A 25,569-nucleotide genomic window follows, 5' to 3' on the forward strand; every position below is an offset into this window, starting at 1 on the left:
GTAGCTGACTCCAGGTATTCAAGGAAACGTTCCCTGTCCTTATTAGTTCTAAAGACATTTTGTCTATCGTTTCCTCTGGCTGTTATATGATAAAAGGCATCATGATATTCAATGCGTAATGGCCTGCTCATACAAGCTCCTGTGATTTAATTTTCTTTCTTATAAACTACTGAAGCTATTTTGTCAAATGTGTAGACCTGACACTGATTGCTTACATGCCTTCGATTGTAGGGGGTATGCATCCATATTACGGGAAGAGGGGTTTCGATTACCTTTCCTGTAACTTTATCCTTTGGACGATAAATATCCATGGCGAGTTTTGTTCCATCACTTACCTCGATATATTGAGAGGTAAGCTCATATTTATCGTCATAAATTGCTTCACTGAAACCTGCATATTCACCATGCCTTGAGATGCGGTTGACATCAGATGATGCTGCATTCACGCATAGAGAAATAAAAACAGATAAGATTAAAATCGTTACGAAATAATATTGTTTCATTATTGCCCTCATATTATTTATTTTTCATGCAAAACCGATGTTGTTGCATGAAAGCGGTCAGCTATCTGTATTCAGTTTTCAGCAAAAAAACATTTTAAAACCTTTGGCTGACAGCCGACCGCTGACTGCTGAAAGCTCCATGCAGAAATTTACTTTTTCTGCATGGACATTATTTAACCAGTATCTGGCGTATTGTTTCAAATGGTTTTTCAACCACATGGCTTTCAATATTAAAGAACATAGTGCTTCTGTTTTCCGGGGTATAGGCCGGCCATTCCGGAAGCCCTGCCGTATTAGGGTTGCCGGTTCGAGCAAAGGATACCCACGCAGAACTCATCAAATCCGCCATGCGCTGGGGTTCGGGTCCTTCGCCTACCATGCTTCTCGTAGCCTCGACATTGTCAAACACAAGTGGGACGTCAAGGGCGTGATGGGCGCGCAGCCGCCGGTTATCTGCCATGGTTTCCCATTCCATTAGATAGACATAAACAGGTGCGCCATTCAGTGCGGCCTTTCTCTCTGCCTGGAATGCCGTAGCAATAAAATAACCCTTAAGAGAGTCGGTTGCTACAATAAGGTCGGTTGGGGAGTAATCCGGAAAGGCCGAACGCAGGGCAGGGATCAATTCATCAGCCTTATCAGGCAGAACATTTTTAACATGTTCGATAAATTCTTCATCAGTGTATTTACCGAATTTCGGGTCATTGCCATGAAAAATAGCCATTTCATCCTTGTTTGACCCGATCATAAGCGGAATATCAGCAGATATTGCCGGGGCGTCAGGGATAAAGGGTTTGCGTTTCAGGGCAATGCCATCCACACATGGAACAAAACCTCCTATTGGGACTGTAAGCTGACCAGTTGGAGGGGGAGGGAGAAATGGCGTTCTCGGCTGGGCGTCAAAGATCTTCCTGGCATCTGCACTCATAAGTGCCTTCACATCACCTTCAGCTATTCCAAGATTTTTTAAAAGCCCACGCCCGGTCTCGATGGCCTCGGTCTTTGAAGGGGCATCAAGGCCTGACCCGCTCTGGATAATGGCTTTATGAAAAAGGCCCCTGGCAGGTTCCATTGCCATAAGCATGGCCACCTTTCGTCCGCCACCGCTTTCACCAAATATGGTGACGCTGCCCGGGTCACCACCAAAATTAGCTATATTGTCTTTTACCCATTTAAGACTCATTACAATGTCAAGCATGCCGGCCTGGCCCGATGTGGCATAATCAGTGCCCCACGCTTCACCCAGTTGCAGAAAACCAAAGACATTCAATCGATGGTTTACTGTGACTATGACCACATCCCCTTTGCGGGAGAGATTTTTACCGTTACTGAAGGCATCCCCTCCTGATCCTGATGAAAAACCTCCACCGTGGAGCCAGACCATGACAGGACGTTTCTTATTGTCCAGACCGGGTGTCCATACATTAAGGAACAGGCAGTCCTCATCTGTTTTCTGGCTGCCTGCTGCAGGCCCGCCCGGCCCCACAGACTGCATCGCCTGGTTGCCAAATTCATAGGCCTCCACAGGTTCGGTCCATGGCTCGGGAGGAACAGGCGGCTTGAACCTTAATTCGCCCACAGGTGGAGAGGCATAACGGAGACCCCTGAAAATATAGATACCCTCTTCATGAAGGCCCCGGACAGGGCCATAAGATGTTTTAACCATATTTGGTTCCGGCCCTGTACTGCGGCTTGGGGTATCACATGAAGTCATGCCTGCGATTGTGAAAAATATTGCCGATAAAATAATCAGACGGTGTAAAATTTTTGGGATTTGCATGGATTCCTCCATTAAAAATTGAAGTTACCGGATTCCACAACAGGAAATGGATCCGGTTTTATTGATTTGTTTCGGAAGCAAACTAATCTATATGCAATTTACAGCAAATAATGTATACAGGTATAAAAAAGGCAAAATTGTGTCAATAAAATTATCAGCTCATGAAATAATAGCTAAGGGGACGACCATTAAAATTAAAATTGCTTGACATTGGTTAAATATTCAGTAAAAGTGTGGGCATGCCAAGAATAGCCAGACTAGATACACCAAGTTTATTACACCATGTGATGATCAGGGGATAGAACGCCGCAGGATTTCGGTACAACGTGGGGCAAAGACAGCAAAGGATTATAAATTAGAATGAAATTATATTTTTAATGGTCTCCTCAACCCTCGCGGATCAATAACATTATTATCTATTCCATTACTTAAAAGGCACCGGTGTATCCAAAATCCATCCCTTCCAGCTTCATAGCAACTGATTACCTTTACATCTTCATCTAATCTAAATTTCTCTTTTGCATTTGCTATCTCTTTCCATAAACCTATCATTTCACCAGCGTCTATAGTTATTAATCTCTCCTTGCTGCCGTCACTGAAAGCTAATTTCCATTTCTTATCCGACAGCTCCATTGCCATATACAAATTTACTTCTCTTGTGCTATTATCCTTCTGGATCACTTGGTTCTTGTTCATTTGGTATCCTCCTTTTTAATTGGGTTAAAAAGTAAATTATACCAATTGGCTTCCAAGTGATCCACATAGTATCTACGTTGTTCGATATTTTTTCTCAGGCGCTTGTCCATCATAGCTTTAGCGAATGTGGACTGTACCTTTTTGTTGTTTAATACTCTTTCCAAGGAATTCCCGCCCCTACGAAAAACAAGTGGGTTCCCGTCTTCACGGGAATGACGGTTGGTGATGTGTATTCCACGGTTCAGCCCCTTGTAATCAGGAACCATTATAAGTAAATCTCTCCTGGAAATTTTACGGCACAGATGCCTTATAGATAGTGGCCCTTCCCTCTATAGTATATCCCTTAACAGCAGCAGGGATTAGTATTGAATTGCCTTTTTTTATATCAAGGGAGTTGCTATCAAAGATGTCGGTGATTGTGGCCTTACCCTCTGTACAGAGCATTATCTCAATACCCCTCTCTCCCTCCTTTTTATATGCAGAGTCCTCCTCTGGGAGATTGATAACAGAAAGGATAAACTCCTCGGATGGCGTATTATAAAAGGTCTCCAATCCCATGCTATCACCGGTAATCACCTGGGGTTTGTCAGGGGCGAATGAAAGGATATTTGATAGCTCCTCTTTATCAATATGTTTCTGTGTAAGGCCTCCCCTCAACACATTGTCAGAATTGGCCATTATCTCAAGCCCTGATCCTGATAGATATGCATGAAGCTCCCTAGCAGGCAGGAATATCGCCTCACCAGGGGTAAGCTTAAGCACATTAAGGTAAAGAGGTGAAAGCACGCCTGTGTCACCCGGATACTCTACATTAAGTCTGCACATCCATTCGTATGCGTTGTCTTTACTCCTTAATGGCTGAATTACCTCTAATGCATCGTTAACAAAACCGGCTGCTTTATATTTCTCCATATCCATCAGGCCCATGAAAAAGGCATTTATCCCTGATTCATCAGGTTTTACTTTCAGTATGTTGGTAAACCCTTTGCCACATATCCTTTCAAGGGGTTCAAATAATCTTATGATCTCCTCCGGCTCTCTGAATCCCTTAAGCGCCCACATATCGGTCAGCGCACATATAAGCTCCGGTTTATGGTTATCATCCCTGTAATTTCTGTTATCTGCATCCAAAGGTATGAGATTTATGTTTTCTCTTTTAAAACCTGCTCTAGCCTGTCCTTTATCAGGATGGGCCTGAATGGAAAGTGGTTTTGAGGCCGAAAGCACCTTGAATAAAAAGGGCATCTCTCTTAAGTAATTTTCTGAGACCGATTTACCCAGTATATCATCCGGATGTTCTTCTATAAGCCTGTTCAGGGGGATCAACCTGTTATCAATCACCACCATTGATGGCGCCTTTTTATGTGCACCCATCCACATCTCTGCCTGTGGCCTGTTATGCGGTTTATTACCAAGCAGCTCCGGTATAAATCTCTCTGAACCCCAGTGGTATTCAAGTATCTCATTTTTTATCAGGCATATCCTGTTCATAGAGGGCTCTCCAATATCGGCACGGCAAAAAGATCAAGGATTTTTAGGGACATGGAAAATCCCCAAATACCTTTCACCACAGAGCACACAGCCATTGTCGCCAAGGTTATGCCGGGCCAGGGAGGACACTGAGAATTTATTTAATTAAAGCTCTGTGAACTCCGTGACTCCGTGGTGAAATTTCTTTGTTTAAAAGGCATATTGGAAAATACCAATTCCCTTATCATAAAAAAAGCCTTTTTTTAGGCCAGTATATGTGCTAAAAGCATGTTGATCTATTTATTATGTTTTATTCGATATTGAAATGAAAAAGTCATCTGAAAACACGTTTTTTATTCAAAGATTACTGGTACAAGAGGGCCATTATTATGTTTATGCTTGCAAATGAAGAGACATACACTGACGGGCAGGTCATTTTCAGGGAAAACAGCCCGGGTGACTGGGTATATATTATACTTTCAGGGAATGTGGAGATATTCAGGACCATAGGTGATAAAAAATTTCTATTAAGCAGCCTCAAGGCAGGTGATGTGTTTGGAGAGATGGCCTTTATTGGAAATACCAAGCGGACAGCCTCTGCAGTTGCTGTGGGCGACACAGTTATTGCCGCCATAGACAGAGATACTCTTGACAGGGAATTCAATAAACTCTCATCAGATTTCAGATTCATACTAAAGACCCTTGTAAGCAGATTTACCAACATGAACGGCAGGGTCTCCGAATTGTCTTCAAGGGAGGAGCAGAGGATCAAAAAGACCCTTTCCCTTTCATATAAAGATCATGATAGTTTTGTTAATGCATATACGCACAATATTGGCAAGGGCGGTCTTTTTATAAAGACAGCCAATCCGCTTCCTGAAGGAGAGTCGTTTATTCTCAAGCTTAATCTACCCGGTGTTGAGGAGACACTAAAGATCAACTGCGTTGTTGCATGGGTGAACAGGGATGATTCTCAAGCAGACACTCCTGCGGGCATGGGGCTGAAATTTGTTGATATGAATGTAAACGAGCGTAAGCTGCTTGACCATTATATTGGCTCTATACTTGCTAAATAATAAAAGATAAAATTAAATTAGAATTATTGATTTATATTGATCTGGAAATAAAACCTTTCTTCTATTATTTAATTACCTTATCTATTTAATTTTAATAAAAAATATTTTCCTGCCGATAACCTATATAAGCAAGTATAGTATATGTATTCTATAATAATTATCATGGTTTATTGATTTAGGATTAACCGGAATTTATAACAAAAGGACAAGAAATGGAAGGTATGACAACCGGGGATAAACTATTAGCACAGGATGATATTGATGCCCTTCTTGGACAGGCAGGTCTTGAAGGAGATTATGATTCAGGTAAGAAGATTGAACTGCCTCCAAAGGCCCCTGTTAATAAATCGGCTGTTCGTTTCTCAAATGTAACTGAAGATGAGGTCCATGACACTATTTCCATTCTACTTTCAAAGGCGCTCCTTGACAGGGGTGAGGAACTGAAGATTATCTGGAATGCCATGGGTACCATTCCAATGGCAGCAGGTTTTAATATGGTAATCGAGGATACAGAGTATGAAAGTCTTGGCGTTCTTAAGGAGCATCACCTTGTGGTAAAACAGAAGCCTGTTGAATAGTGTGTCTGATATTGGATTATATTCTATGAATTCGAGTTAAATCTGTACCTCTCTCCCAATCCAGGACTGCTTGACATATGGCTTATAAAATCAGGAAATGAATTGGCTATTAATATACTTATAGCAGAAGATGATCCTGTTTCCCGCCTGCTCCTTAAAAAGGTACTTCAAAAGGAAGGCTATGAGGTTCTTGAGGCGGAAAACGGAGGTGCAGCATGGTCCCTGTTCCTTGAAAACAGGATAAACCTGCTGATTACTGACTGGGTCATGCCTGAGATAGACGGCCTTGAGCTGATCAGAATGATCAGGCGGCTTGATCTTGATTACCATGTCTACATAATAATGCTGACCGGAAAGGAAAACAAGAGCAGCACCCTTGAAGGGTTTGATGCCGGCGCAGATGATTACATTACAAAACCATATGTCCCTGAGGAGGTCCTTGCACGCGTAAGGACAGGGTACCGTATTGTCGAACTCGAAGACAGATATAAACATATCAATCATACACTTGAAAAAAAGAATATCGCACTGGAAGAGCTCCATTCACATCTAGCGCAGGCGGCGCTTGAGATAAGTAATTCATACACAGAACTAAAGCAGGTCTTTAATTTGTCAAGTGACGGCATATGGGTGATTGACAGAGATCATACGGTTATCAGGACTAATGACAGGTTTTTTAAGCTCATTGGAAAAGAAAACAAGGATGTGGCTGGACAAAAGTGTTTTGACATCTTTCCCAGTAATATGTGCAAGGGTCCTGACTGCCCTCTTGTGCGTATCCTCAATGGAGAAGAATGGGTCGAATGTGAGATAGAAAGAGAGGTAAAAGGAAAAGATTTAATCCCCTTCATACTGTCAGCGACACCCCTAACAGGTATGAACAATACTATTAACGGCATTGTGGTGAACCTCAAAGATGTTTCTCTCCATAAAAAGGCTATAGCGCTTGAGAAGGAAAAGATAATAGCCGAGGCCCAGAATCTCTCCAAAAGTGAATTCCTTGCCAACATGAGCCATGAAATCAGAACACCTTTAAACGGGATAGTAGGGATAACAGAGGTTTTACTGGACATGGGACTCGAAGAAATAGAGGGTGAACTTTTGAGGACAATGCTCAACGAGGCTGAATCACTGCTCAGGCTGGTAAATAATATACTGGATTTTTCAAAGATGGAATCAGGCAAGGTTGAGCTGGATAAACAGGTTTTTAATCTGAAAGCCATGATAGATGATATCTCCCGCATCTACACAGTAAACTCAAAAAAGAAAGGCCTGGCGTTTAACATTTCTATTACAGGAGATATCCCGAAAACGCTGACAGGTGACCCGGGCCGCCTGAGACAGATACTTAATAATCTCCTTGGAAATGCCCTGAAGTTCACACATGAGGGCAGTATTTCCCTTGATATTTTTCCTGAAGAGAGGCATCAGGATCGCATAAAACTCCGTTTTGTCATAACAGACACAGGCATTGGGATACCAGAAGAGAGGCAGCAAAAGGTACTTGAAAGGTTTACACAGGCAGACAGTTCTACAACAAGAAATTATGGCGGGTCGGGTCTAGGAACAACCATCTCAAAGCAGCTTGCAGAATTGATGGGGGGCCTCCTTGGACTTGAAAGCCGCGAAGGAGAGGGGAGTAAATTCTGGTTTACAGCTGAATTTTTAATAAATAGAGATCAATTAACTGATCACCACAGTCCCCAGGGAGCTGTTGCTCTGGCGGGAATGAAGATACTGATCGCTGACAGTAATACTATTGAACTGGGCCACCTGAAACAGAGCTTCGGGTCTATTGGCTGTTTTATTGAAGAGGCGTCGAATATGGACAGCCTTTTTTCAACTATTGAATCATCGGTGAAATCCGGTGATATCTTTGATCTTGTACTGGTGGATTATAAAATAGACGGGTCGGACGGTTTTTCTGCCTGTAAAAAAATACGGGAATATAAAAGGCTTGAAAAAACCCCGGTCATACTTCTTACCTCTGTCGGAAAGCCCGGAGATGTAAATATATGCAAGGATGTCGGGATAAACGGATATCTTTCAAGGCCATTCAGTGAAGACGAGTTAAACAAGGTTGTTGAACTCGTCCTGAATGGTCATGAAAACCCGATCACAAAATATGATACATATGATACAGCTAATGATAATAAAACGGAATGCAGTATACTCCTGGTTGAGGATTATCCGACAAATCAAAAAATTGCTTTGCTGCATCTTGTGGGTGCAGGTTATAATGTAGACCTAGCGGAAAACGGCATGCAGGCAATCGAGATGTTCAGAGAGAGGTCGTATGATATTATCCTGATGGATATCCAAATGCCTGTGATGGATGGTTTCGAGGCAACCCGCAATATCAGGAATCTGGAAAAAGAAAACAGGGCAAAAGGGCAAAAATCTGCCGGTTCTGTTATTATAGCAATGACAGCACATGCAATGGAAGGGTATCGTGAGAGGTGCATTAACAAAGGATTTGACGATTACATTACAAAACCTCTAAGGAAGGGTTCCTTACTTTCAATAATCTCTTATTGGGAAAAAGGGGGTTCAGGCAGGCCGGAAACAGGTATGGCTTCCGGGGATAACACCGTCAATGCTGCAATTGGAAAAGAAAATGAAGAGTTCACAGGAGACCCTGTCGACTTTAACAGGATGATGGAGGAGTTTAAGGGTGATGAAGGCTTTCTGATCGAGGTTATTGAAGACTATATCAGCGATGTCTCGCGCCAGTTAAATGAAATTGAAGAGGGGCTGTTAGAAGGCGATTGTGAAAAGATTAGAAAGGAGGCCCATGCTGTCAAGGGAGGGGCCCTGAATATAAGCGCACAAGCCCTCTCATCTGTGGCCTGTGAGCTTGAGCTTTCTGGAAAGAAAGGGAATATAGAAGGTGGGCCAGCTCTTTTTGAAAAACTTAAATATGAGCTGAATAGTCTTGAGGTATTTGTAAAAACAAGAAAATCTGTATTTGAGTCAAAACGGAATAACAGTAAATCTTCAGAAACTCCTGTTTAGGATTGGTATAAAGGTTGGTTTGCTGAATGGCTGATAATATGATAAAAAAACAGTTGTACAGATAAAGAGGATGGAAACAATGATAGATCTGCTGCAAATGAATGTATTACTTGTTGATGATATGCCTTCCATGACCAAATTTATTTATAAAATGATGAGAAATCTTGGTTTTGGCAAGGAGTTTTTTATTGCAAACAGCGGAAGGGAGGCAATGGAGATATTAGCCAGGGAACATGTTGATCTTGTCCTCCTTGATTATAATATGCCTGACATGTCAGGCAGCGAGGTATTAAGCCGGATAAGGGAAGAGAGCAAATGGCGTGACATACAGGTTATTATGGTAACCGCGGAGGCATACAGCGATTTTGTCGCTGAAATTGGTGAGTCAGAGGTTGATGCATACATAATAAAGCCGATCACTGTACAGATTCTTGAAGAGAAGATCAGGCAGGTAATTGACAGGGCAAATAATCCCCCACCTTTGGATTTTCATCTGAAAAGGTCGAGAGATTTTGTTGAGTCCGGCGATTATGAATCTGCTATTAACGAAGTCCTTCTTGCAATGGAGGCCAACCCGAATCTTACCAGGCCTATAAGGGAGCTGGGATATATATATTATTTAAAAGGCGATCTGGAAGATGCAAAAACATGGTTTGAAAAGGCAGCAGGCTTAAACAGGCTGGATGTGTTTTCATGCCATTATCTTGGACAGATATATCTCAGGCAGGACGATATAGAAAAGGCGGTTTTCTATCTGGAGAGGGCAATGAAAATAAGCCCCAGGCACCTCGAAAGGGGGATAGATTTTGCTAAAACCCTTGTAAAAATGGGGAAGGAGAAAAAGGCCATTGAGGTTTTTAACCGTACAATGGAATTATCAGGGAGTACAGTGGGGTTAAAAGAAGAGATTGCCGATTACTGTGTGGAAAACGGTATGATAAGTTACTCAATAAAGTTACTGGAAGGTCTTATTTATGAAAAGCCTAAAAGGGTTGATCTGCTGCTTAAGCTGGGTAAACTGCTTGAAAAGAACAATGAGATAAGCAAAGCGGTTACTCACCTGGCACGGGCGAGTCAGCTTGATAAGGAAAATATCGAGATCAGGTTACACCTGGGCAGGGATTATCTCGCACTAAAAAAACCGATGCTTGCCGAAAAGCCTTTAAGGGAAATATTAGAGGTGAACCCGGATAATAAACTGGCAAGGGAACTTCTCAGACAGTGTCTGTAACCTGTATCAGGATTTTTAAGTATCCTGTGATTGTTTCAGCTCTTTCCATACCTGATGCGCCTCTTTGGCTGCCACATCAATAGATCCATCGTTATTTATTACAAAATCAGCATGGTTGATCTTCTGGTCTATTGGCATCTGTGCAGAGAGTATTTTATAAGCCATCTCTTTACTGATCCCATCTCTTTCCATGAGCCTTGAAACCTGTGTTTCCGGTGATGAGTAAACAAGGATTACCCTTGAAAAGATATCCTGCATGCCCCCCTCTATCAAAAGCGGTATAACAGCAAGAATGATTGCCTTTTTGTCACTGGATATGGCATCCCCTGTCAGGGTAATAAATTCATCCCAGATATATGGATGTGTAAAGGATTCAAGCTTTTCCCTTTTTGAATGGTCATTGAATACTATCCCGGACAATCTCTTTCGGTTTATTGTCATGTCAGGGTTTAATATCTCTTTACCAAAAAACCCGGTAATCAGCTCATATGATTTACTGCCCGGTTCAACCACCCTTCGTGCAAGTATGTCAAAATCGATAATTACAGCACCGAGTGCCCTGAACATTTCTGCTACAGTGCTCTTACCGGTAGCAATGCCACCGGTAAGAGCTATAAGCACTGATTCCGATCCTTTGCGTACATCTTCAAGGGCTGCATGGATACTTTTCTTTATGTGATCAGGTTTTTTCATCTCTTATTTTGTTACTGTGGTTAATATGACGGGGATATTAGCAGAAGCGTTTGCCTGCGGCAAGGGCCCTTGTTTTAAACCCTGATGGTTCAGGATGGCATCCTGGAAATATTGTAGAGACGGGTTTGAAACCCGTCTCTACGGGGTATTAGCCCCAAACGAAAAGATTAACCCTTGATAATCCTTGGAAGAACCATGTGGTTTCTCGAACAGATAGATTTAGGGTTCTGATACGCGCATCCGGCAAATGCCTTTATGTAATTTCTTAAATCAGGCAGGGATACGATTTCATCTACAAAACCGCGTTTTGCACAGTATACCGGCCTTGATTTATCATAGTATTCCTGTGCCAACTGATTCATCTTGTCAATGGTCGGCTGAAGCGGTCTGCCTGCATCCTTTTCCTTTACAAGCCGTCTTGAATATGAGGCAGCAGCAGCTGTTTCACCGTGCATAACATATATCTCTGTCATGGGTGTGCCGAGTGTAAAAACATTGTGGTTATTAGCTGTAGGCCCGCCCATTACATAATGAGCAGCAGCCGTACCCTTTCTTAAAACTATACATATCTGCGGAACGTCGGTCTGCTCTATCGAGTAGATCTGTGACTGGCCAAGACCTAATAATTCTGCTGATTCGGCAATGTCGCCAACATCAATACCTGATGTATCCTGGAGCCATACTATTGGAAGCCTGTCTCTTCCGGCAAGTGTGATAAACTCATTCATCTTGATTAGACCCTGGCGATAAAGTTTTCCACCGATTCCGGGATAGTTGGCATATTCAGGATACTTGGCGCCCAGGAAACCCTGCCTGTTACCGATAACAGCCATCAGGTAACCATCAATCTTTACCAGTCCGGTATAAACCTCAGGACCATAACCGGGCCTGAATTCCATATGTTCACTGTTGTCGGTTAATCTTGCAAGCATCTCTTCAAAATTGTAGCCGCGTTTTTGATTAAAGGCCACTATGCTATTGAGTTCTTCTGCACTGAATTTGGGTTCTTTTGGTTCGGCAACCCTGAAAAACTCGGGATCATAGGCAGGCATCATGTCCATATGTCTCTTGAGTGAATCAAGAACGCCCTTTTCTGTGTCATGAACCTCCTTGAAAAATCCGGTTACATCATGGTGAATCTTTACACTTCCCGGAGGTACCTCCTTGAAATGTCTTGTCGCTTCTATAAGCTGCTCAGCACCTTCTTCATCAAATCCACCCTTTGGGGCCATTCCACCAACAATACCGCCACCACCTACTGCCATATTGGCATCTTTGTGGGCAATTATAACTGTGGGGCTTATTCCCTGGTAACCGCCACCTGCAGGGTTGGTTCCGTAGATGCCGGCAATTATAGGTATACCGAGTGTTGCCAGTTCAGCATGTCTGAAGAATGTTGTACCATTACCTCTTCTATCAGCGTAAACTTCTTCCTGCTCAGGAAGCTTAACGCCGCTGCAGTTTACGATCCATACAAGGGGTACCCTGAGCCTTTTGGCCATGTCAGTAACCCTGAGCTGGTTGTCAGCCTGTCCTGCTATCCATGCGCCGGCTATTACCTTGTTATTAAACCCGATAACAACAGCCCATTTTCCGTTGATTTTTGCAAGACCATCAACCACGTTGGTTTGTTCTTCTTCGTTGAACTTTGGGTTGTAGATTGTATGAAGGGGGGTCCATGTACCGGGATCTACCAGATACTCGATCCTTTCCCAAACGGTCATCTGGCCTCTTTCTCTTATCTTCTCGTCAGGAATACCCTGGCTTTTTACAACTTCAATTGCTTTTGCTACTTCTTCTTCTACCTTTTTGATATCAGCTATGTTTTCCTGTGCATCTTTTATTTGTTTTTCAGTGAGTGCTTTACCTAAAGGTGTCATTTCTTCAAAATAACGTCTCATTTATCTCCTCCTGGTTCTTTTTGAGATCTTTTGTTCTAATTAAAAAATGATCACCCATGCCTTTTAAGGAATGGGTGATCGTCTGTAAGCCATAAAGCCTGAAATTATATCTCAGGAATGATATCCGCCCGCAATAATAAAACGGGCGGATAATAAATTACTTGGATTTCTTTACGCTAACAAGGTCCTGTCCAACGATCATCTTGCAGATGTTTGTTGAACCCTCAACAAGCTGATAGGCAGGTGCATCGCGATAGTACCTGGCTACAGGGTATTCTGTTGAATAACCATATGCACCCAAGATTCTCATGGCAACATTTGCAGCCTTTACAGCTATCTCGCCGGAAAGATATTTTGCCTGGGCTACCTCAATGGTGTTCCCGAGGTTGCCGTTGTCCTTCTGTATTGCTGCCTTGTAAACCATAAGCCTTGCTGCCTCAAGCTCGCATGATACCTGTGCAATAAGGTCCTGGTTCATCTGAAAGTTACCAATTGCCTGACCAAACTGCTCACGCTCTTTACAGTATGCTATTGCTGACTCAAGCGCTGCCTGTGCCAAACCAATACCGCCTGCTGCTGCGGAAAGACGGCTCTGGTTGAGTGAACCAAAGACTATCTTTGCGCCGTCGCCCGGGTTTCCAAGGATGTTTTCTTTTGGTACCTTACAGTCTTCAAGGATAATCTCGCCTGTGGGTGTTGATCTTGTACCTAATTTATCGAGGTCTGTAGTTGTAATGCCGTTAAAGTTTTTAGGCTCAACAACAAATGCTGAAAGCCCCTTTCCCCTTGCTTCCCTGTCTGTGTAGGCATAAAAAATAATGGCATCGGCTGCTGAGGCGTTTGATATCCATGTCTTGTAGCCATTAATGAGCCAGTGATCACCCTTGTCTACTGCTGTTGATTTCATGGACATAACATCAGAGCCTGCATTGGGCTCTGTAATACCAAATCCGCCAACATATTCGGCTGTTATCAGTTTTTCTACATATTTTTTGCGGAGTTCGTCGCTGCCATATTTATATATTGTGTAAGCGCAGCCAAGTGTCTGCATGTTCATCTGTACCCTTAGTGAACTGGAGCCCCTTGCAATCTCTTCTGTAAGAATCATTGCTGCAAGCCAGCCCATATTGTTTCCGCCGTATTCTTCGGGGATAACCGTGCCAAAAAAACCAAGCTCACCCATTGGTTTTAAAACTTCTTCATATGGAAAATAATGTTTTTCATCCCATTCATCTGCAAATGGCATTACCTTTTCATTGATAAAATCCCTTGCCATGTCACGCAGCATCTGCAACTCTTCACTTAATTGAAAGTCCATAAACCTTCCTCCTTGATATTAATATTTTATGCTGTTTATCTAAAAGCTAATTTATAAAAAAAACCAGTTAGTTGTAAAATTTTTATCATTGGGAATAATATACTATTAGAGCATTAATGCAATAAAAATATTCATATTTCAGCTATATTAGCTATATTTATTAATAGTGCCCATCCAGAATGAACCGAATTCTGGATGGGGCTTTCAGCAGTCAGCGATCAGCAGTCAGCTAATTCTATGTCTTTTTTTTGTCTTTTGCTGAATGCTGAACGCTGATGGCTGACCGCTTGCCCGTCCTCCGCAGTAGCACTGCTACGGAGGATGGAAATCCAAAAACGACAGTTTTGGATGGACACTAAGTAGTTACCTTTGCGACTTTGTCTCTTTGTGTGAGATCGAGCTTTTTTACGAAACCATCAAAAATGGCTTTTATCATTTAAAAAGTTCAGTTATAGATGGATGAAAAGATCGAAGCTCAAGGCTGAAAGTTCAAAGCCGGAAGCTGAAGGCTTCTTATAAAATTACATATGGAGTTTCCATGTCATTTAAGAAGAACGATATAAAACACGAACCGCTTGAGATACTTGTTATTCTGGCACACCCTGATAAGAGCAGCTTCAACCATGCAATAGCTGAAACCGCTGTTACACAGATTAGAATGAATGGTCATGTTGGCATATTACATGATCTCTATGCAGAAGGATTTGATCCGATTTTGCCTGGCCCTGAAATAGCCTCTGATGCACCATTGCCTGATGATATCCAAAAACACTGCAATGATCTGAAAAGGGCCGATGGAATCATTATTGTTCACCCAAACTGGTGGGGAGAGCCCCCAGCTATATTAAAGGGATGGATTGACAGGGTTATAAGGCCAAATGTGGCGTATAAATTTCTTGAAGGGGATAATGGTGAAGGTGTGCCAATAGGTTTACTAAAGGCAAGGTCAGTAATTGTATTCAATACAGCAAATACCCCGGAACCAAGGGAGCGTGACGTGTTTGGTGACCCTTTAGAGCTCATCTGGAAAAACTGCATCTTTGACCTGTGCGGTGTGCCAGATTTCCACAGGGAGATGTTCAGGGTAATAATCACCAGCACTGAAGGGATGCGTAAGAAATGGCTAAGAGGGGTTGAGGAGATGGTGGTAAGGGTTTTTCCTGCGGTAATATAGGGTTTAACCTGTAGAGGCGAAAAATATTTCGCCCCAGCATCATGCGTCATTTACCGGCTATAAAATTGATGATCTTTTCTGTCTGTTATTAATAAAATTGTAGAAGGGGCACGCTGCAGCGTGCCCGTGGGCACTGTGCGCTGTGCCCCTACAGGGATATTTTATTTTTGGGTAATAAAATTGATTGGAAGCTGGATCTCATTGGATGGGGTTTTACTGATCTCAACCTTTGTTTGTGCCTTCTTTTGCTTTTTACCCCGCCCCTCATTCTTCATATCAGGAAACAGCACCGGCTGTTCAAACAAACGGTAATCAGGGCACTTTTTAAACCTGGCACACTTTTTACATATCGCGATACTCACCTTGGGCATTGATTTTTTTCTGGTGCATAAAATAAATGACATCTTCTTATAATTTCCCTGCGCGATATGAATAATTGATTTTCTATACAGGATTCATCTATAATCCTGTTTTATTGTTTTTATACATACCATACTGAATCTATTTTTAACAACAGGCTTTTTTATGGAGGAAATATGAAATCGAGATCCATTATTTACGTATACCTGTTTTTTCTCCTCATAAATTTTACAGTCACTGCAAAGGGCATTGATGAATCGGAGATACCTCCCCAGCTTAAGCCCTGGAAGGAATGGGTGCTTAAGGATGCAGAAATGAATTTCTGCCCGAGCCCCTTTAATAATGGCAATGAATATTTGTGCCAGTGGCCTTCAAGGCTTGAGTTAAAGCTGGGCGATACTGGCGGCGCCTTTTCTCAGGAATTTATTGTCTATGCAGAGGACTGGATCACGCTTCCCGGTAATAACAATGCATGGCCATATGACCTTATGGTGGATGGGACCCCTGTGCCTGTTGTAAACAGAAAAGGGCTGCCTTCAGTCCTGTTAAAAAAGGGAGGGCACAGGATTCAGGGCGCATTCAAATGGAAAAACATGCCTGAAATGATAAATGTCCCTGAAAAGACCGCTCTTGTTGATCTTGTAATAAATAATAAACCGGTTCAATCACCCATGCTCGATAATGAGGGCAGGTTGTGGCTCCAGAATAAAAAGAGTGCAGAGGCAGAGGAAGACAGGCTTGATATTAAACTCTTCAGGATGGTGGATGATAATATCCCCATGTACATAACAAACCTTGTGAGGTTATATATCTCCGGGCAGGCAAGGGAGGTCAAACTCACTGATATCCTGCCTGCAGAATTTATCCCCATGGAAATAGAGAGCCCGCTTCCTGTTATGATTCAGGAAAATGGCGATGTTATTATCCAGGCAAGACCCGGCAAATGGGATATCTATATAAAACAGAGATCAAAAGGCCCTGTTAACAGCATAGGCCCGATTAACACCCCTTTTGGTCAGGAGATATGGTCTGTAAAGTCACAGAATCATTTGAGGATGATAAACATAAAGGGTGTTCAGGGTATTGACCCTGGCCAGACTGATCTGCCAGGTGAGTGGAGGCAATACCCTGCCTATATCATAAACAAAGGCGATACCATTGTCCTTGAACAGACAAAAAGGGGAGACCCATCGCCTGCGCCTGATCACCTTACCATGATGAGGACCATATGGCTGGATTTTAATGGTGATGGTTATACCATTAAGGACAATATAAACGGCACCATGAGCAGCCAGTGGTATCTGGCAGTAAATGAGCCACTTAAGCTTGGCAGGGTTATACTGGATGGCGTTGACCAGCTTATTACCAGCCATGGAAAGGATAAAAAATCGGGTGTTGAGCTCAGAAAAGGGCATATAAACCTTGAAGGGGAATCAAGGGTTGAGACAGGCAAAAATGTGATACCGGCAGTGGGGTGGGATCACAATGTACAGGAGCTCTCTGCAACCCTTAATCTGCCTCCGGGGTGGCGGCTTATAAATGTAGGAGGCGTGGATTCAATAGAGGGCACATGGCTTCAGAACTGGGGAAACCTGCTTGCGATTTTTCTGGTGCTTGTGATCTCAACCGCTGTGTACAGGCTCTATAATATCAGGTATGGCATTATTGCACTTATAACCCTTGTGCTTACCTACCATGAACCGGATGCACCCGGATCAGTTTTTATAAGCATTCTTGCTGCAACAGCACTGTTACGCTTTATACCTGCGGGCTGGTTCAGAAAGATAATAGAGGTGTGGAGAATTGCCTCTATTATAGTGCTCTTCATTTTGGTTATCTCATTTATCGCCGGTCAGGCACGCACAGGTATATACCCTCAGCTTGAAAATCCAAGGAGTTATTCAGGGTATATGTATAAAAATGCACATCCTGTGATGATATCTCAGAAGCAGATGGAACCAGAAATGGCTCCTATGGAGAGGGGCAGAATGCCTATGATATCAAAGATGGCTGAGAGAGCTGAGGATGCGTTTACTCTCTCGGAAGTAACTGTATCAGGTGAAAAATGGAAGGCAGGAGGCTTTTCCAGCCAGAGCCAGAATGTCATGCTACAGGACCCAAAGGCCCTGATACAGACAGGGCCTGGGCTCCCGCAGTGGCAGTGGCATTCATATGCATTGCGATGGAACGGGCCGGTTGACTCCTCGCAGAATATAAGCATCTGGCTAATATCTCCATTTTTTAATCTTATCCTCTCATTTGTGAGGATTATACTTATTCTTATCCTTACCCTCATTGTAATAGAGATCAAAAATATTAAGATCGGAGGCATGAAGGCAGGGGCAACAGTCCTGCTTTTGATTTTCATGCTTATCCCTGTATCTGAAAACAGCTTTGCCCAGGAGAGAGGCGATTTCCCCCCACAGGCCATGCTCAATGAATTAAGGAATCGTCTCCTTGAAAAGGATGATTGTTTTCCATACTGCGCTGACAGCCCACAGATGGAGGTCACTACTGATAAGGATAACCTGCGCATTATCTTCAGGGTGCATGCAACAACTGAAACAGCGGTGCCTCTGCCCGGCTCTTCCATTATGTGGAACCCTGAGGAGATTTATATGGGCACGACCCCTGCACAGAATCTTTACAGGGACAGTAATGGCATCATGTGGATACATGTGCCAAAGGGCATACATGATGTTGTCATGAGGGGAAAGGTGCCTGAGTCTAATGAATTCCAGGTGCCACTTACACTCATCCCTCACAGTGTATCCCTTAAGGTAGATGGATGGGGTGCCTATGGTGTGGATAAGGATGGCCAGGTTCAGGGGAGCATAAAGTTTGTAAGGCTTGAAAAAAAGAGCATGGAGGGCTCTACAGACACCAAGCCGGTCCTGCCGCCCTTTTTCCATATTGAACGTATCATCTCTCTTGGTATTGACTGGCAGTTACACACGGTTGTAAGGCGTGTTACCCCTGCAAATGACCCTGTTGTTGTCTCTATCCCCCTTGTTAAGGGTGAATCAGTAATAACAGGCGGTGTGAAGGTGGAAAACAACAGGATAGTTGTGAGTATGTCGCCAGACGAAACTGAAAAACAGTGGTCATCCACAATCACCCCTTCAAATGAGATATCACTTAAGGCAAGTGATACTATAGAATGGACAGAGACATGGATTCTTGATGCAAGCCCCATATGGCACTGTGAACTCTCCGGTATCCCACTTATTCACCATCAGGATGCATCAGGTCAGTGGCGTCCTGAGTGGAGGCCATGGCAGGGTGAAGAGATAAAGATAAATATAACAAGGCCACAGGCTGTCCAGGGTAAGATTGTTACTATTGATAATGCAAGGCTTACGCATACACCAGGGAAACGTATCAGCACCTCCACCCTTGACCTCAATATCAGGAGCAGCCAGGGTGGGCAGCATAAGATAATGATCCCTGAAGGCGCAGAGCTGAGGCGGGTTATGATTTCAGGCAAAAGCCAGCCCATAAACCAGGAGGGAAGAGACGTAACTGTCCCGCTTAATCCGGGTGTACAGCAGGTTAACCTGGAGTGGCAGGCCGAGACCAGTTCAAGGATACTGGTATCATCTCCAAAAGTAGATTTAGGAACAGAGGCGGTGAATGCATATGTCACATTCAACATGCCGCAGAACAGGTGGATACTGTTTGCTGGCGGGCCTGTGCTGGGGCCTGCCGTACTATTCTGGGGTTATCTGGTGGTTATAATTATTATTGGTGTGCTCCTGGGCAGGGTAAAGTTTACACCCCTTGGAACAGCTTCATGGATATTGCTCGGGCTAGGGCTTACGCAGGTTCCCCCATCTACTGCAATAATGGTGGCAGGATGGTTCATTGTAATGGGTTTAAGGAATAAGGCGGTTCAGAACCAGAGGGAGTGGTTATTCAACATTGCACAGGTAATCCTTGCAGTATGGTTTATAGCGGCCATGTCAGGTTTATGGTCTTCAATACAAAGCGGGCTCCTTGGCATACCTGATATGCAGATAGAGGGAAACAGGTCAACCGATTATATGCTCAACTGGATGCAGGACAGGGTAGCATCCGAACTTCCGCACCCCTGGGTGATATCCCTTCATATCTTTTTCTTTAAAGCTCTCATGCTCTTGTGGGCATTGTGGTTAGCATACTCACTGATACTCAAATGGCTACCCTGGGCATGGGGCTGTTTCAGTGATGGAGGGATATTCAGGAAAATGAATATGTGGAAAAGGAAAAAGGGTGAGAATATCCAGCCTCCACCTATAAAAGAAAGGGGGGGAGGCGTTTAGTTGAAGGAAAAGCGAAAGACATTAAGAGCCTTCGTAGGGTCAGGCATTATACCAGATCATAATTTTGTAGAGACAAGGCATGCCTTGTCTCTACGCGGTGGGGTGTAAAACCCCACCCTACTTTGGAAAAAGGTCGAATAAAATCTCAAAAAACTTTGTGTCCTCCCTGGCCCGGCATAGCCTTGGCGACGACGGCCGTGCCCTCCGTGGTGAATAGCATTTTTAGATTTTACCTTTCCTTCAACCTTCAGTCTGCTATTCATCATGTAAATTTTAATGTAAACGTTGTCCCGACATCCGGTTTTGAATCCACACTGATCGTCGCATGATGCATGCGTAAAATCTGCCGCGAAAGGCTGAGGCCGATCCCTGACCCCTGCTTTTTGGTTGTAAAAAATGGAATAAATATCTTTTCAAGGGCCTCTTCAACAATCCCGACACCATTATCCTGTACAGTTATTATTGACCCTCCTTCTATTCCAAGCATGGCTGTAAGGGTAATCTCAGGATTTGCTCTCTCTTCGACTGCCTGTATGGCGTTTAAGATCAGATTTATCATCACCTGTTCCATTAAATCAGGATCAACAGAAAATTCAAGGCTCTCAGGTTCCATCTGCCACCTGAAAGAAATATTATGCTCTGTAAGGGTGTTATTCATCAGTGTTTCAATACGTTTAAAAAATGTTTGAATGGAAAGGAGTTTGAACTTGGGCGTGGGAATCAGGGTCATATTCCGGTAGTTGCTTACAAAATCCATTAACCCATGACTTCTTGAGCTGATGGTTTTTAAGGCATCGATCAAATCCTTAATATCATCCGGGTTAATGGTTTCATCCTCCTTATCAATCATTCCAAGCATGGTGGATGTCATGGAGGATATAGGGGTTATTGAATTCATGATCTCATGGGTCAATACCCTGATAAGATTCTGCCATGCCTCAAGCTCCTTTTCTTCCAGTTCTTCCTTGATGTTCTGTATGGATATCAGGATATTTTTTTCCTCCTTTAAAACAAACGGGTGACTGTAGATTGAAAGGTATCCTGTCTCATTTTCCATACGAAGGTTAATGAGCTTTTTTTCATTTTGTTTAAGGTGTAAGAGGGTGTCAGTAAGCTTTGGGTATTTCTGTCGCAGATCATTAATGTTTTTCAAAAGACTGATTTTAAGTATCTTTTTAGCGGCGTTATTTATAAGGTCAACAGTCCCATCCTGTTTGTAAACAATAATCCCTGTACCAATATGTTGCACTATTGTCTGAAGATACCTTGCGTGAATCTCGCTTGAAGATCGTATCTCCTGAAGTTTATGCATGACCTCACTGAATGCATCCTTAAGTTCACTGAATGAAGTGCCAAGCCCTTCGCTTGTAAATGCCTGTGAGGTATCATCATACTTTATGGAAAGAAGAAACCTGCTCAGGTCCCTGTTTGTCTTTTCCGCAAAATGGATAATGGAAAACACCTGGGCGACTATAAGAAGAGCCACAGTAACAGTAACAAATATAAAATCCATTTTAAAGACAAGCCAGGCAAATAAAAGGATAGTGGCAGTCAGGAGGATGATTCTGAATGTAATTTTGAATTTGAATGTTCTTATCATTGATACCTCAAAAACTATTTCACCGCCCGTTCGCTTCGTTCACTGGAGACACGGAGATCACGGAGTTTATTGATTAAAAAAGAATATAAAAATACTCTCTGTGTTCTCTGTGCCTCTGTGGTGAATCTAAATCCCATGCTTTTCCATACGCCTGTAAAGTGACGACCTGGTCAACCCCAGTTCACGTGCTGCCTGACTCACATTACTCCTGTATTTATCAATCGCCTTCTGGATCATTATCTTCTCAACAAGATCAAGGTTGTAATTATCAAATAATATGGCATCTCCTTCTGTGCCTGGCGCAGTCAAAAGAAAATCCTCCGGCTGAAGAACATCTGATTCGCTTAAAATAATCGCCCTTTCCATGCAGTGCTGAAGCTCCCTTACATTCCCGGGCCATGTGTATGCCATGAGTTTGTTCATTGTTGATGCCGCAATACCCTTTTCTGGTTTGTTATATTTTTTGCAGAAGATTTTAAGAAAGTGTTCAGCCAGGAGTTTAAGGTCTTCCCCTCTTTCCCTTAAAGGAGGGAGGTGTATCTCGACTGTATTTATTCTGTAGAGCAGGTCCTGCCTGAATCTTTGTTTATTAACCATTTCAAGGATGTCCATGTTTGTGGCGCATATCAGCCTGATATCTATTGGCAGGTTTTTATTTGAACCAAGACGTACAACCTGCTTTGTCTCGATTGCCCGGAGTATCTTTGACTGCATGGCAATGGGCAGGTTTGCTATCTCATCCAGAAAAAGGGTCCCGCCTGATGCCACCTCAAATCGGCCAACACGGTCAGCCACAGCATCTGTGAATGCCCCCTTAACATGGCCGAACAGCTCGCTTTCAAACAGGGATTCGCTTATGGCCCCCATATCCACACTGATAAACACCTCTTTGCCTCTCAATGAGTGGTGATGAAGGGCTCGCGCCACAAGTTCCTTGCCTGTCCCGTTTTCGCCAAGGATAAGGCAATTGGCATCGGTCTTTGCGACCTTGAGGATGGTGTCATAAACCCTCTGCATGGCAGGGGATGAACCGATAAACTCGTTGAATGGCTGCATCATGTCAGAGCTTAACTGCTCCTGACGCTGTCTGAGGTTCGCTGCCTCAAGCCTTGTCTTGTGAAGGTTACAGGCCGCAGATACTGTTGCAAGCAGTTTTTCATTCTGCCAGGGCTTAAGGATAAAATCTGTTGCACCATTTTTAACAGCTGTTACAGCAAGGTTTATATCCCCGAATGCGGTGATCATTATCACAACAGCAGAATGGTCAATCTCAATGATCTTTGAAAGCCAGTGTAAACCTTCCTGACCACTCGTCACATCCCTTGAGTAGTTCATGTCAAGCAGGATCACATCATAGCTGTTGTTAGCCATGAGGGAAGGAATATTTTCAGGGTTCTGTTCTGTGTGAATGGCTGTTACATGCTTCTTAAGAAATAACCGGGCCGCCTTGAGCACATCCTCATCATCATCAACAATCAGAATTTTTCCAATTTTCTCAGCCATAATTTTATCCAAGTTAGCCTTGTCAGTAACCACTACGAATGATTAAATGTTTAGATATTTTTTTAATTTCTCCACCGATTCATGATGCTTTACTGGGTCCATTTTCATAATATTCTCAAGCTTCCACTTCACAGCAGGGAAATCTTGAACTCCATTGAGATCAAGAAGGTCCCATACAGGATGAGCTTTCTTCACAGAAAGAATGAATCTTCTCTCATTCTCAGTTAATTCTTCTCTGAGTTTTTAATGAGGTTGCTTCGGCTCTTTCTCAAAGTCTCTATAGGTATCTCTTCGGCAATCATACCTCTAAATTCTTTTTCATAGATTTCAGTAATATCCTTTTCCTGTGGATTTAGAATCTCAAACATTGGTCTTGGATGACTTATGAGATAGACAATGAAAGCTTTTCTTGTTTCAGAGTCAAGCCCATCACTTTTTAACAGTAAGTATATATCAAACAGATCTCTCGGATGCTGGCGATCAAGAGCAGCACAAATTTTTCCTGCATATAGATCCGGTGCAGAAAGGACTCTGCTTTTTAATGTCATCTCAAAAATATCCTGGGCCTTATTGCAAATGGATCTTATTTCAGGGGGATATACAGTGCCCCTTAAAACCAGGTTTGGTTCTATTTTTACAGTAATTCCTCCCCGATCCACTATCAAACCATTCAATTGCCCAGTATTATGCATTTTCTTATTTATTATGCCTGTACCGGGTATCTTTCTTTTGATCTCTTCAGAAATGTGGAGCAGGCGGCTGTGGATATCCTTCAATGCAGTATCTCTGTCATTAATCGGGATATATGCCAGGTCAATATCAACTGATATGCGCGGCATATTCTGATAAAAAAAGTTGATAGCTGTGCCGCCTTTCAAGGCGAAAACATCTTCCTTTTCTATCAGTGGCAGGACCCTGAGAAGCAGTTCAGCCTGTTTTAAAAAAATGGTATCTATCATTCCACGGTCTCTGTATAGATATTTTCAGGAACAGTGATCATATATTTTCGGTCATAACGACCTTGTGTAACTATCATCCTCTTGCCTTTACCCATATCAATCTTTGAAGTATTGAGTTTGGACAGCCATGTGTGCTCATGTTTTTCAGCCATAAACATAAACAGTCTTTTAACTTTTATTGAACAACATTTTTCCAGCAGACTCTGGACTAGCTCATACCTCAGTGTTGTAAGGTTTTGTATAAGTAGAAATGCCTCTTCGAATCCAATTTTTCCAGGTACAAGGTAAAGCATCTCTAACGCTGCTCTTTCAGGAGCTGATATTTTTATACAAATCCCTTTTTCATCGTGAACTGTTAGACCAAGCTCATTTTCCGCAGGAAAAAGGCCTGTTCTTAGAGTTATTATTTTCACACCAGGCCATTTTATTTTAAACCAAGAAGGTAAAAGCAATCCTCTGGGGCAGTAAAGATATATGTTTCTTATGCCTGAAGGCAGATAATGGGCATAACCTTTTAGTTCGAGCGCTGTTTTTCCACCAGGATAAATTTTTAGCCCAAGTTGAGTCTGAAGAGTATAAAGGGCTCCATACCATTTAACTTCATCACCATTAAGTATATAAGCACCCCTCCCAAAGGACTCTATCCAACCGCTGTGTCTATATCTTTTCAGGAGTTCCTGGCTGAAGCCCTGTTTTTTTAAGTATGGTGTTACTGTAAGCGTTCCTTTTGGCCACTGACTCACAAGTCGGTTTATTTTTGTTTTTTTATCAGTACTCATAGTGCCTAAAAAAGCATTTATTTAAACTGAAGTCAAGAAGTAGTTTAAATTTAAGTGTTTTTAGGTACTATTAGTACCCTTTCACTCTTTTTAGTAAACTATATTTCCATTTCAGAGCTTCAGTAAAGAATTACAAAATAGGGCGGCAAAGTTACAAAGAGTGATAAGAAATATTTTATCAATTCTGCGGTAAAGGGATAAAAGAAGAAAAATAATTTTTTTATACTTTGCGCTCTTAGCGTCTTTGCGGTTAAGCTTTTCATTCGATGTTCAGAGTTGGGCGTTCGATGTTGGAAGTTCATCTTTTTCTGTGTTCACCACCGGACACCATATGTCCGCTGGCGGACACCTGATTAAGAATAGAAAAATGTAAAATCTCCTGAGACCCTTGCCAGATAACGATCCTGTGATTTAAGGGGATATGGCACAGGGCTTGCTTTGCTACAAAAAGATGAACGTTGAACACTTGTCCTGCCATAGCCTTTGGCGACGGAGGATTCAACGCCGAACGAGGCTGTCGAAAAACCCTTTTTTCGAGAGATTTATGCTCCCAGGGTATGGCAGCCCTAAAAAAATTATTTTTATAAAAATAAAACGAATTTAAAAAACGAAAGTCAAAATCCCGATGAAAA

At 42.7% G+C, this 25,569-nt stretch carries 18 protein-coding genes; 6 read left to right on the plus strand and 12 right to left on the minus strand.

Going from position 1 to position 25,569, the window contains the following annotated elements; translation table 11 throughout:
• Positions 1 to 146: 146 nt before the first annotated feature.
• From GX654_07540 to manA, 4 genes are all read right to left on the minus strand, one after another.
• A complete protein-coding gene (locus GX654_07540) occupies positions 147 to 503 on the minus strand; it encodes a hypothetical protein (protein ID NLD36703.1) in 357 nt (118 codons plus the stop codon).
• A gap of 169 nt (positions 504 to 672) precedes the next feature.
• Complete coding sequence (locus GX654_07545) at positions 673 to 2,283, minus strand: carboxylesterase/lipase family protein (protein NLD36704.1); 1,611 nt, start codon at positions 2,281 to 2,283, stop codon at positions 673 to 675.
• A gap of 366 nt (positions 2,284 to 2,649) precedes the next feature.
• Positions 2,650 to 2,979, minus strand: a complete 330-nt coding sequence (locus tag GX654_07550; protein NLD36705.1) for a hypothetical protein — start codon at positions 2,977 to 2,979, stop codon at positions 2,650 to 2,652.
• Between the two features lie 291 nt (positions 2,980 to 3,270).
• Positions 3,271 to 4,470 (minus strand): mannose-6-phosphate isomerase, class I, encoded by a 1,200-nt coding sequence (manA, locus tag GX654_07555; GenBank protein NLD36706.1) that lies wholly within the window; start codon positions 4,468 to 4,470, stop codon positions 3,271 to 3,273.
• Between the two features lie 368 nt (positions 4,471 to 4,838).
• Between manA and GX654_07560 the strand changes: the two genes are divergently transcribed.
• The 4 genes from GX654_07560 to GX654_07575 all read left to right on the plus strand — a co-directional run bounded on the left by GX654_07560 (position 4,839) and on the right by GX654_07575 (position 10,349).
• Positions 4,839 to 5,525, plus strand: a complete 687-nt coding sequence (locus GX654_07560; GenBank protein NLD36707.1) for a TIGR02266 family protein — start codon at positions 4,839 to 4,841, stop codon at positions 5,523 to 5,525.
• 212 nt (positions 5,526 to 5,737) lie between these two features.
• Positions 5,738 to 6,103, plus strand: a complete 366-nt coding sequence (locus tag GX654_07565) for a hypothetical protein (GenBank protein ID NLD36708.1) — start codon at positions 5,738 to 5,740, stop codon at positions 6,101 to 6,103.
• A gap of 102 nt (positions 6,104 to 6,205) precedes the next feature.
• Positions 6,206 to 9,118 (plus strand): response regulator, encoded by a 2,913-nt coding sequence (locus tag GX654_07570; GenBank protein ID NLD36709.1) that lies wholly within the window; start codon positions 6,206 to 6,208, stop codon positions 9,116 to 9,118.
• 79 nt (positions 9,119 to 9,197) lie between these two features.
• Positions 9,198 to 10,349 (plus strand): tetratricopeptide repeat protein, encoded by a 1,152-nt coding sequence (locus GX654_07575; GenBank protein NLD36710.1) that lies wholly within the window; start codon positions 9,198 to 9,200, stop codon positions 10,347 to 10,349.
• 15 nt (positions 10,350 to 10,364) lie between these two features.
• Here GX654_07575 and GX654_07580 read toward each other — a convergent pair whose 3' ends face one another.
• The 3 genes from GX654_07580 to GX654_07590 form a co-directional block, all read right to left on the minus strand.
• On the minus strand, positions 10,365 to 11,042 hold the full coding sequence (locus tag GX654_07580; GenBank protein ID NLD36711.1) for a dephospho-CoA kinase: 678 nt from the start codon (positions 11,040 to 11,042) through the stop codon (positions 10,365 to 10,367).
• 167 nt (positions 11,043 to 11,209) lie between these two features.
• Positions 11,210 to 12,943 carry a glutaconyl-CoA decarboxylase subunit alpha gene (locus GX654_07585; GenBank protein ID NLD36712.1) on the minus strand — a complete coding sequence of 578 codons (1,734 nt, stop codon included), beginning with the start codon at positions 12,941 to 12,943 and terminating at the stop codon, positions 11,210 to 11,212.
• Between the two features lie 157 nt (positions 12,944 to 13,100).
• Positions 13,101 to 14,261 carry an acyl-CoA dehydrogenase gene (locus tag GX654_07590; GenBank protein NLD36713.1) on the minus strand — a complete coding sequence of 387 codons (1,161 nt, stop codon included), beginning with the start codon at positions 14,259 to 14,261 and terminating at the stop codon, positions 13,101 to 13,103.
• A gap of 538 nt (positions 14,262 to 14,799) precedes the next feature.
• Here GX654_07590 and GX654_07595 point away from each other — a divergent pair.
• On the plus strand, positions 14,800 to 15,435 hold the full coding sequence (locus GX654_07595) for an NAD(P)H-dependent oxidoreductase (GenBank protein ID NLD36714.1): 636 nt from the start codon (positions 14,800 to 14,802) through the stop codon (positions 15,433 to 15,435).
• A 161-nt stretch (positions 15,436 to 15,596) separates the two neighbouring features.
• Here the strand turns inward: GX654_07595 and GX654_07600 are convergent, their stop codons facing one another.
• On the minus strand, positions 15,597 to 15,839 hold the full coding sequence (locus GX654_07600) for a hypothetical protein (GenBank protein NLD36715.1): 243 nt from the start codon (positions 15,837 to 15,839) through the stop codon (positions 15,597 to 15,599).
• Between the two features lie 132 nt (positions 15,840 to 15,971).
• Here GX654_07600 and GX654_07605 point away from each other — a divergent pair, with 132 nt between their 5' ends.
• Positions 15,972 to 20,096 (plus strand): hypothetical protein, encoded by a 4,125-nt coding sequence (locus GX654_07605; GenBank protein NLD36716.1) that lies wholly within the window; start codon positions 15,972 to 15,974, stop codon positions 20,094 to 20,096.
• A gap of 262 nt (positions 20,097 to 20,358) precedes the next feature.
• Here GX654_07605 and GX654_07610 read toward each other — a convergent pair whose 3' ends face one another.
• The 4 genes from GX654_07610 to GX654_07625 form a co-directional block, all read right to left on the minus strand.
• Positions 20,359 to 21,696 carry an ATP-binding protein gene (locus GX654_07610; protein NLD36717.1) on the minus strand — a complete coding sequence of 446 codons (1,338 nt, stop codon included), beginning with the start codon at positions 21,694 to 21,696 and terminating at the stop codon, positions 20,359 to 20,361.
• A gap of 126 nt (positions 21,697 to 21,822) precedes the next feature.
• Positions 21,823 to 23,199, minus strand: coding sequence for a sigma-54-dependent Fis family transcriptional regulator (locus GX654_07615; protein NLD36718.1), 1,377 nt, complete (start codon positions 23,197 to 23,199; stop codon positions 21,823 to 21,825).
• Positions 23,200 to 23,423: 224 nt separating this feature from the next.
• Complete coding sequence (locus tag GX654_07620) at positions 23,424 to 24,158, minus strand: nucleotidyl transferase AbiEii/AbiGii toxin family protein (protein NLD36719.1); 735 nt, start codon at positions 24,156 to 24,158, stop codon at positions 23,424 to 23,426.
• Positions 24,155 to 24,937 carry a hypothetical protein gene (locus GX654_07625; GenBank protein ID NLD36720.1) on the minus strand — a complete coding sequence of 261 codons (783 nt, stop codon included), beginning with the start codon at positions 24,935 to 24,937 and terminating at the stop codon, positions 24,155 to 24,157. Before GX654_07625 ends, GX654_07620 begins: the two co-directional genes overlap by 4 nt.
• Between the last annotated feature and the right edge of the window lie 632 nt (positions 24,938 to 25,569).

Source organism: Desulfatiglans sp. (assembly GCA_012513605.1).
In the GTDB taxonomy this organism is placed as follows: Bacteria; Desulfobacterota; DSM-4660; order Desulfatiglandales; family HGW-15; genus JAAZBV01.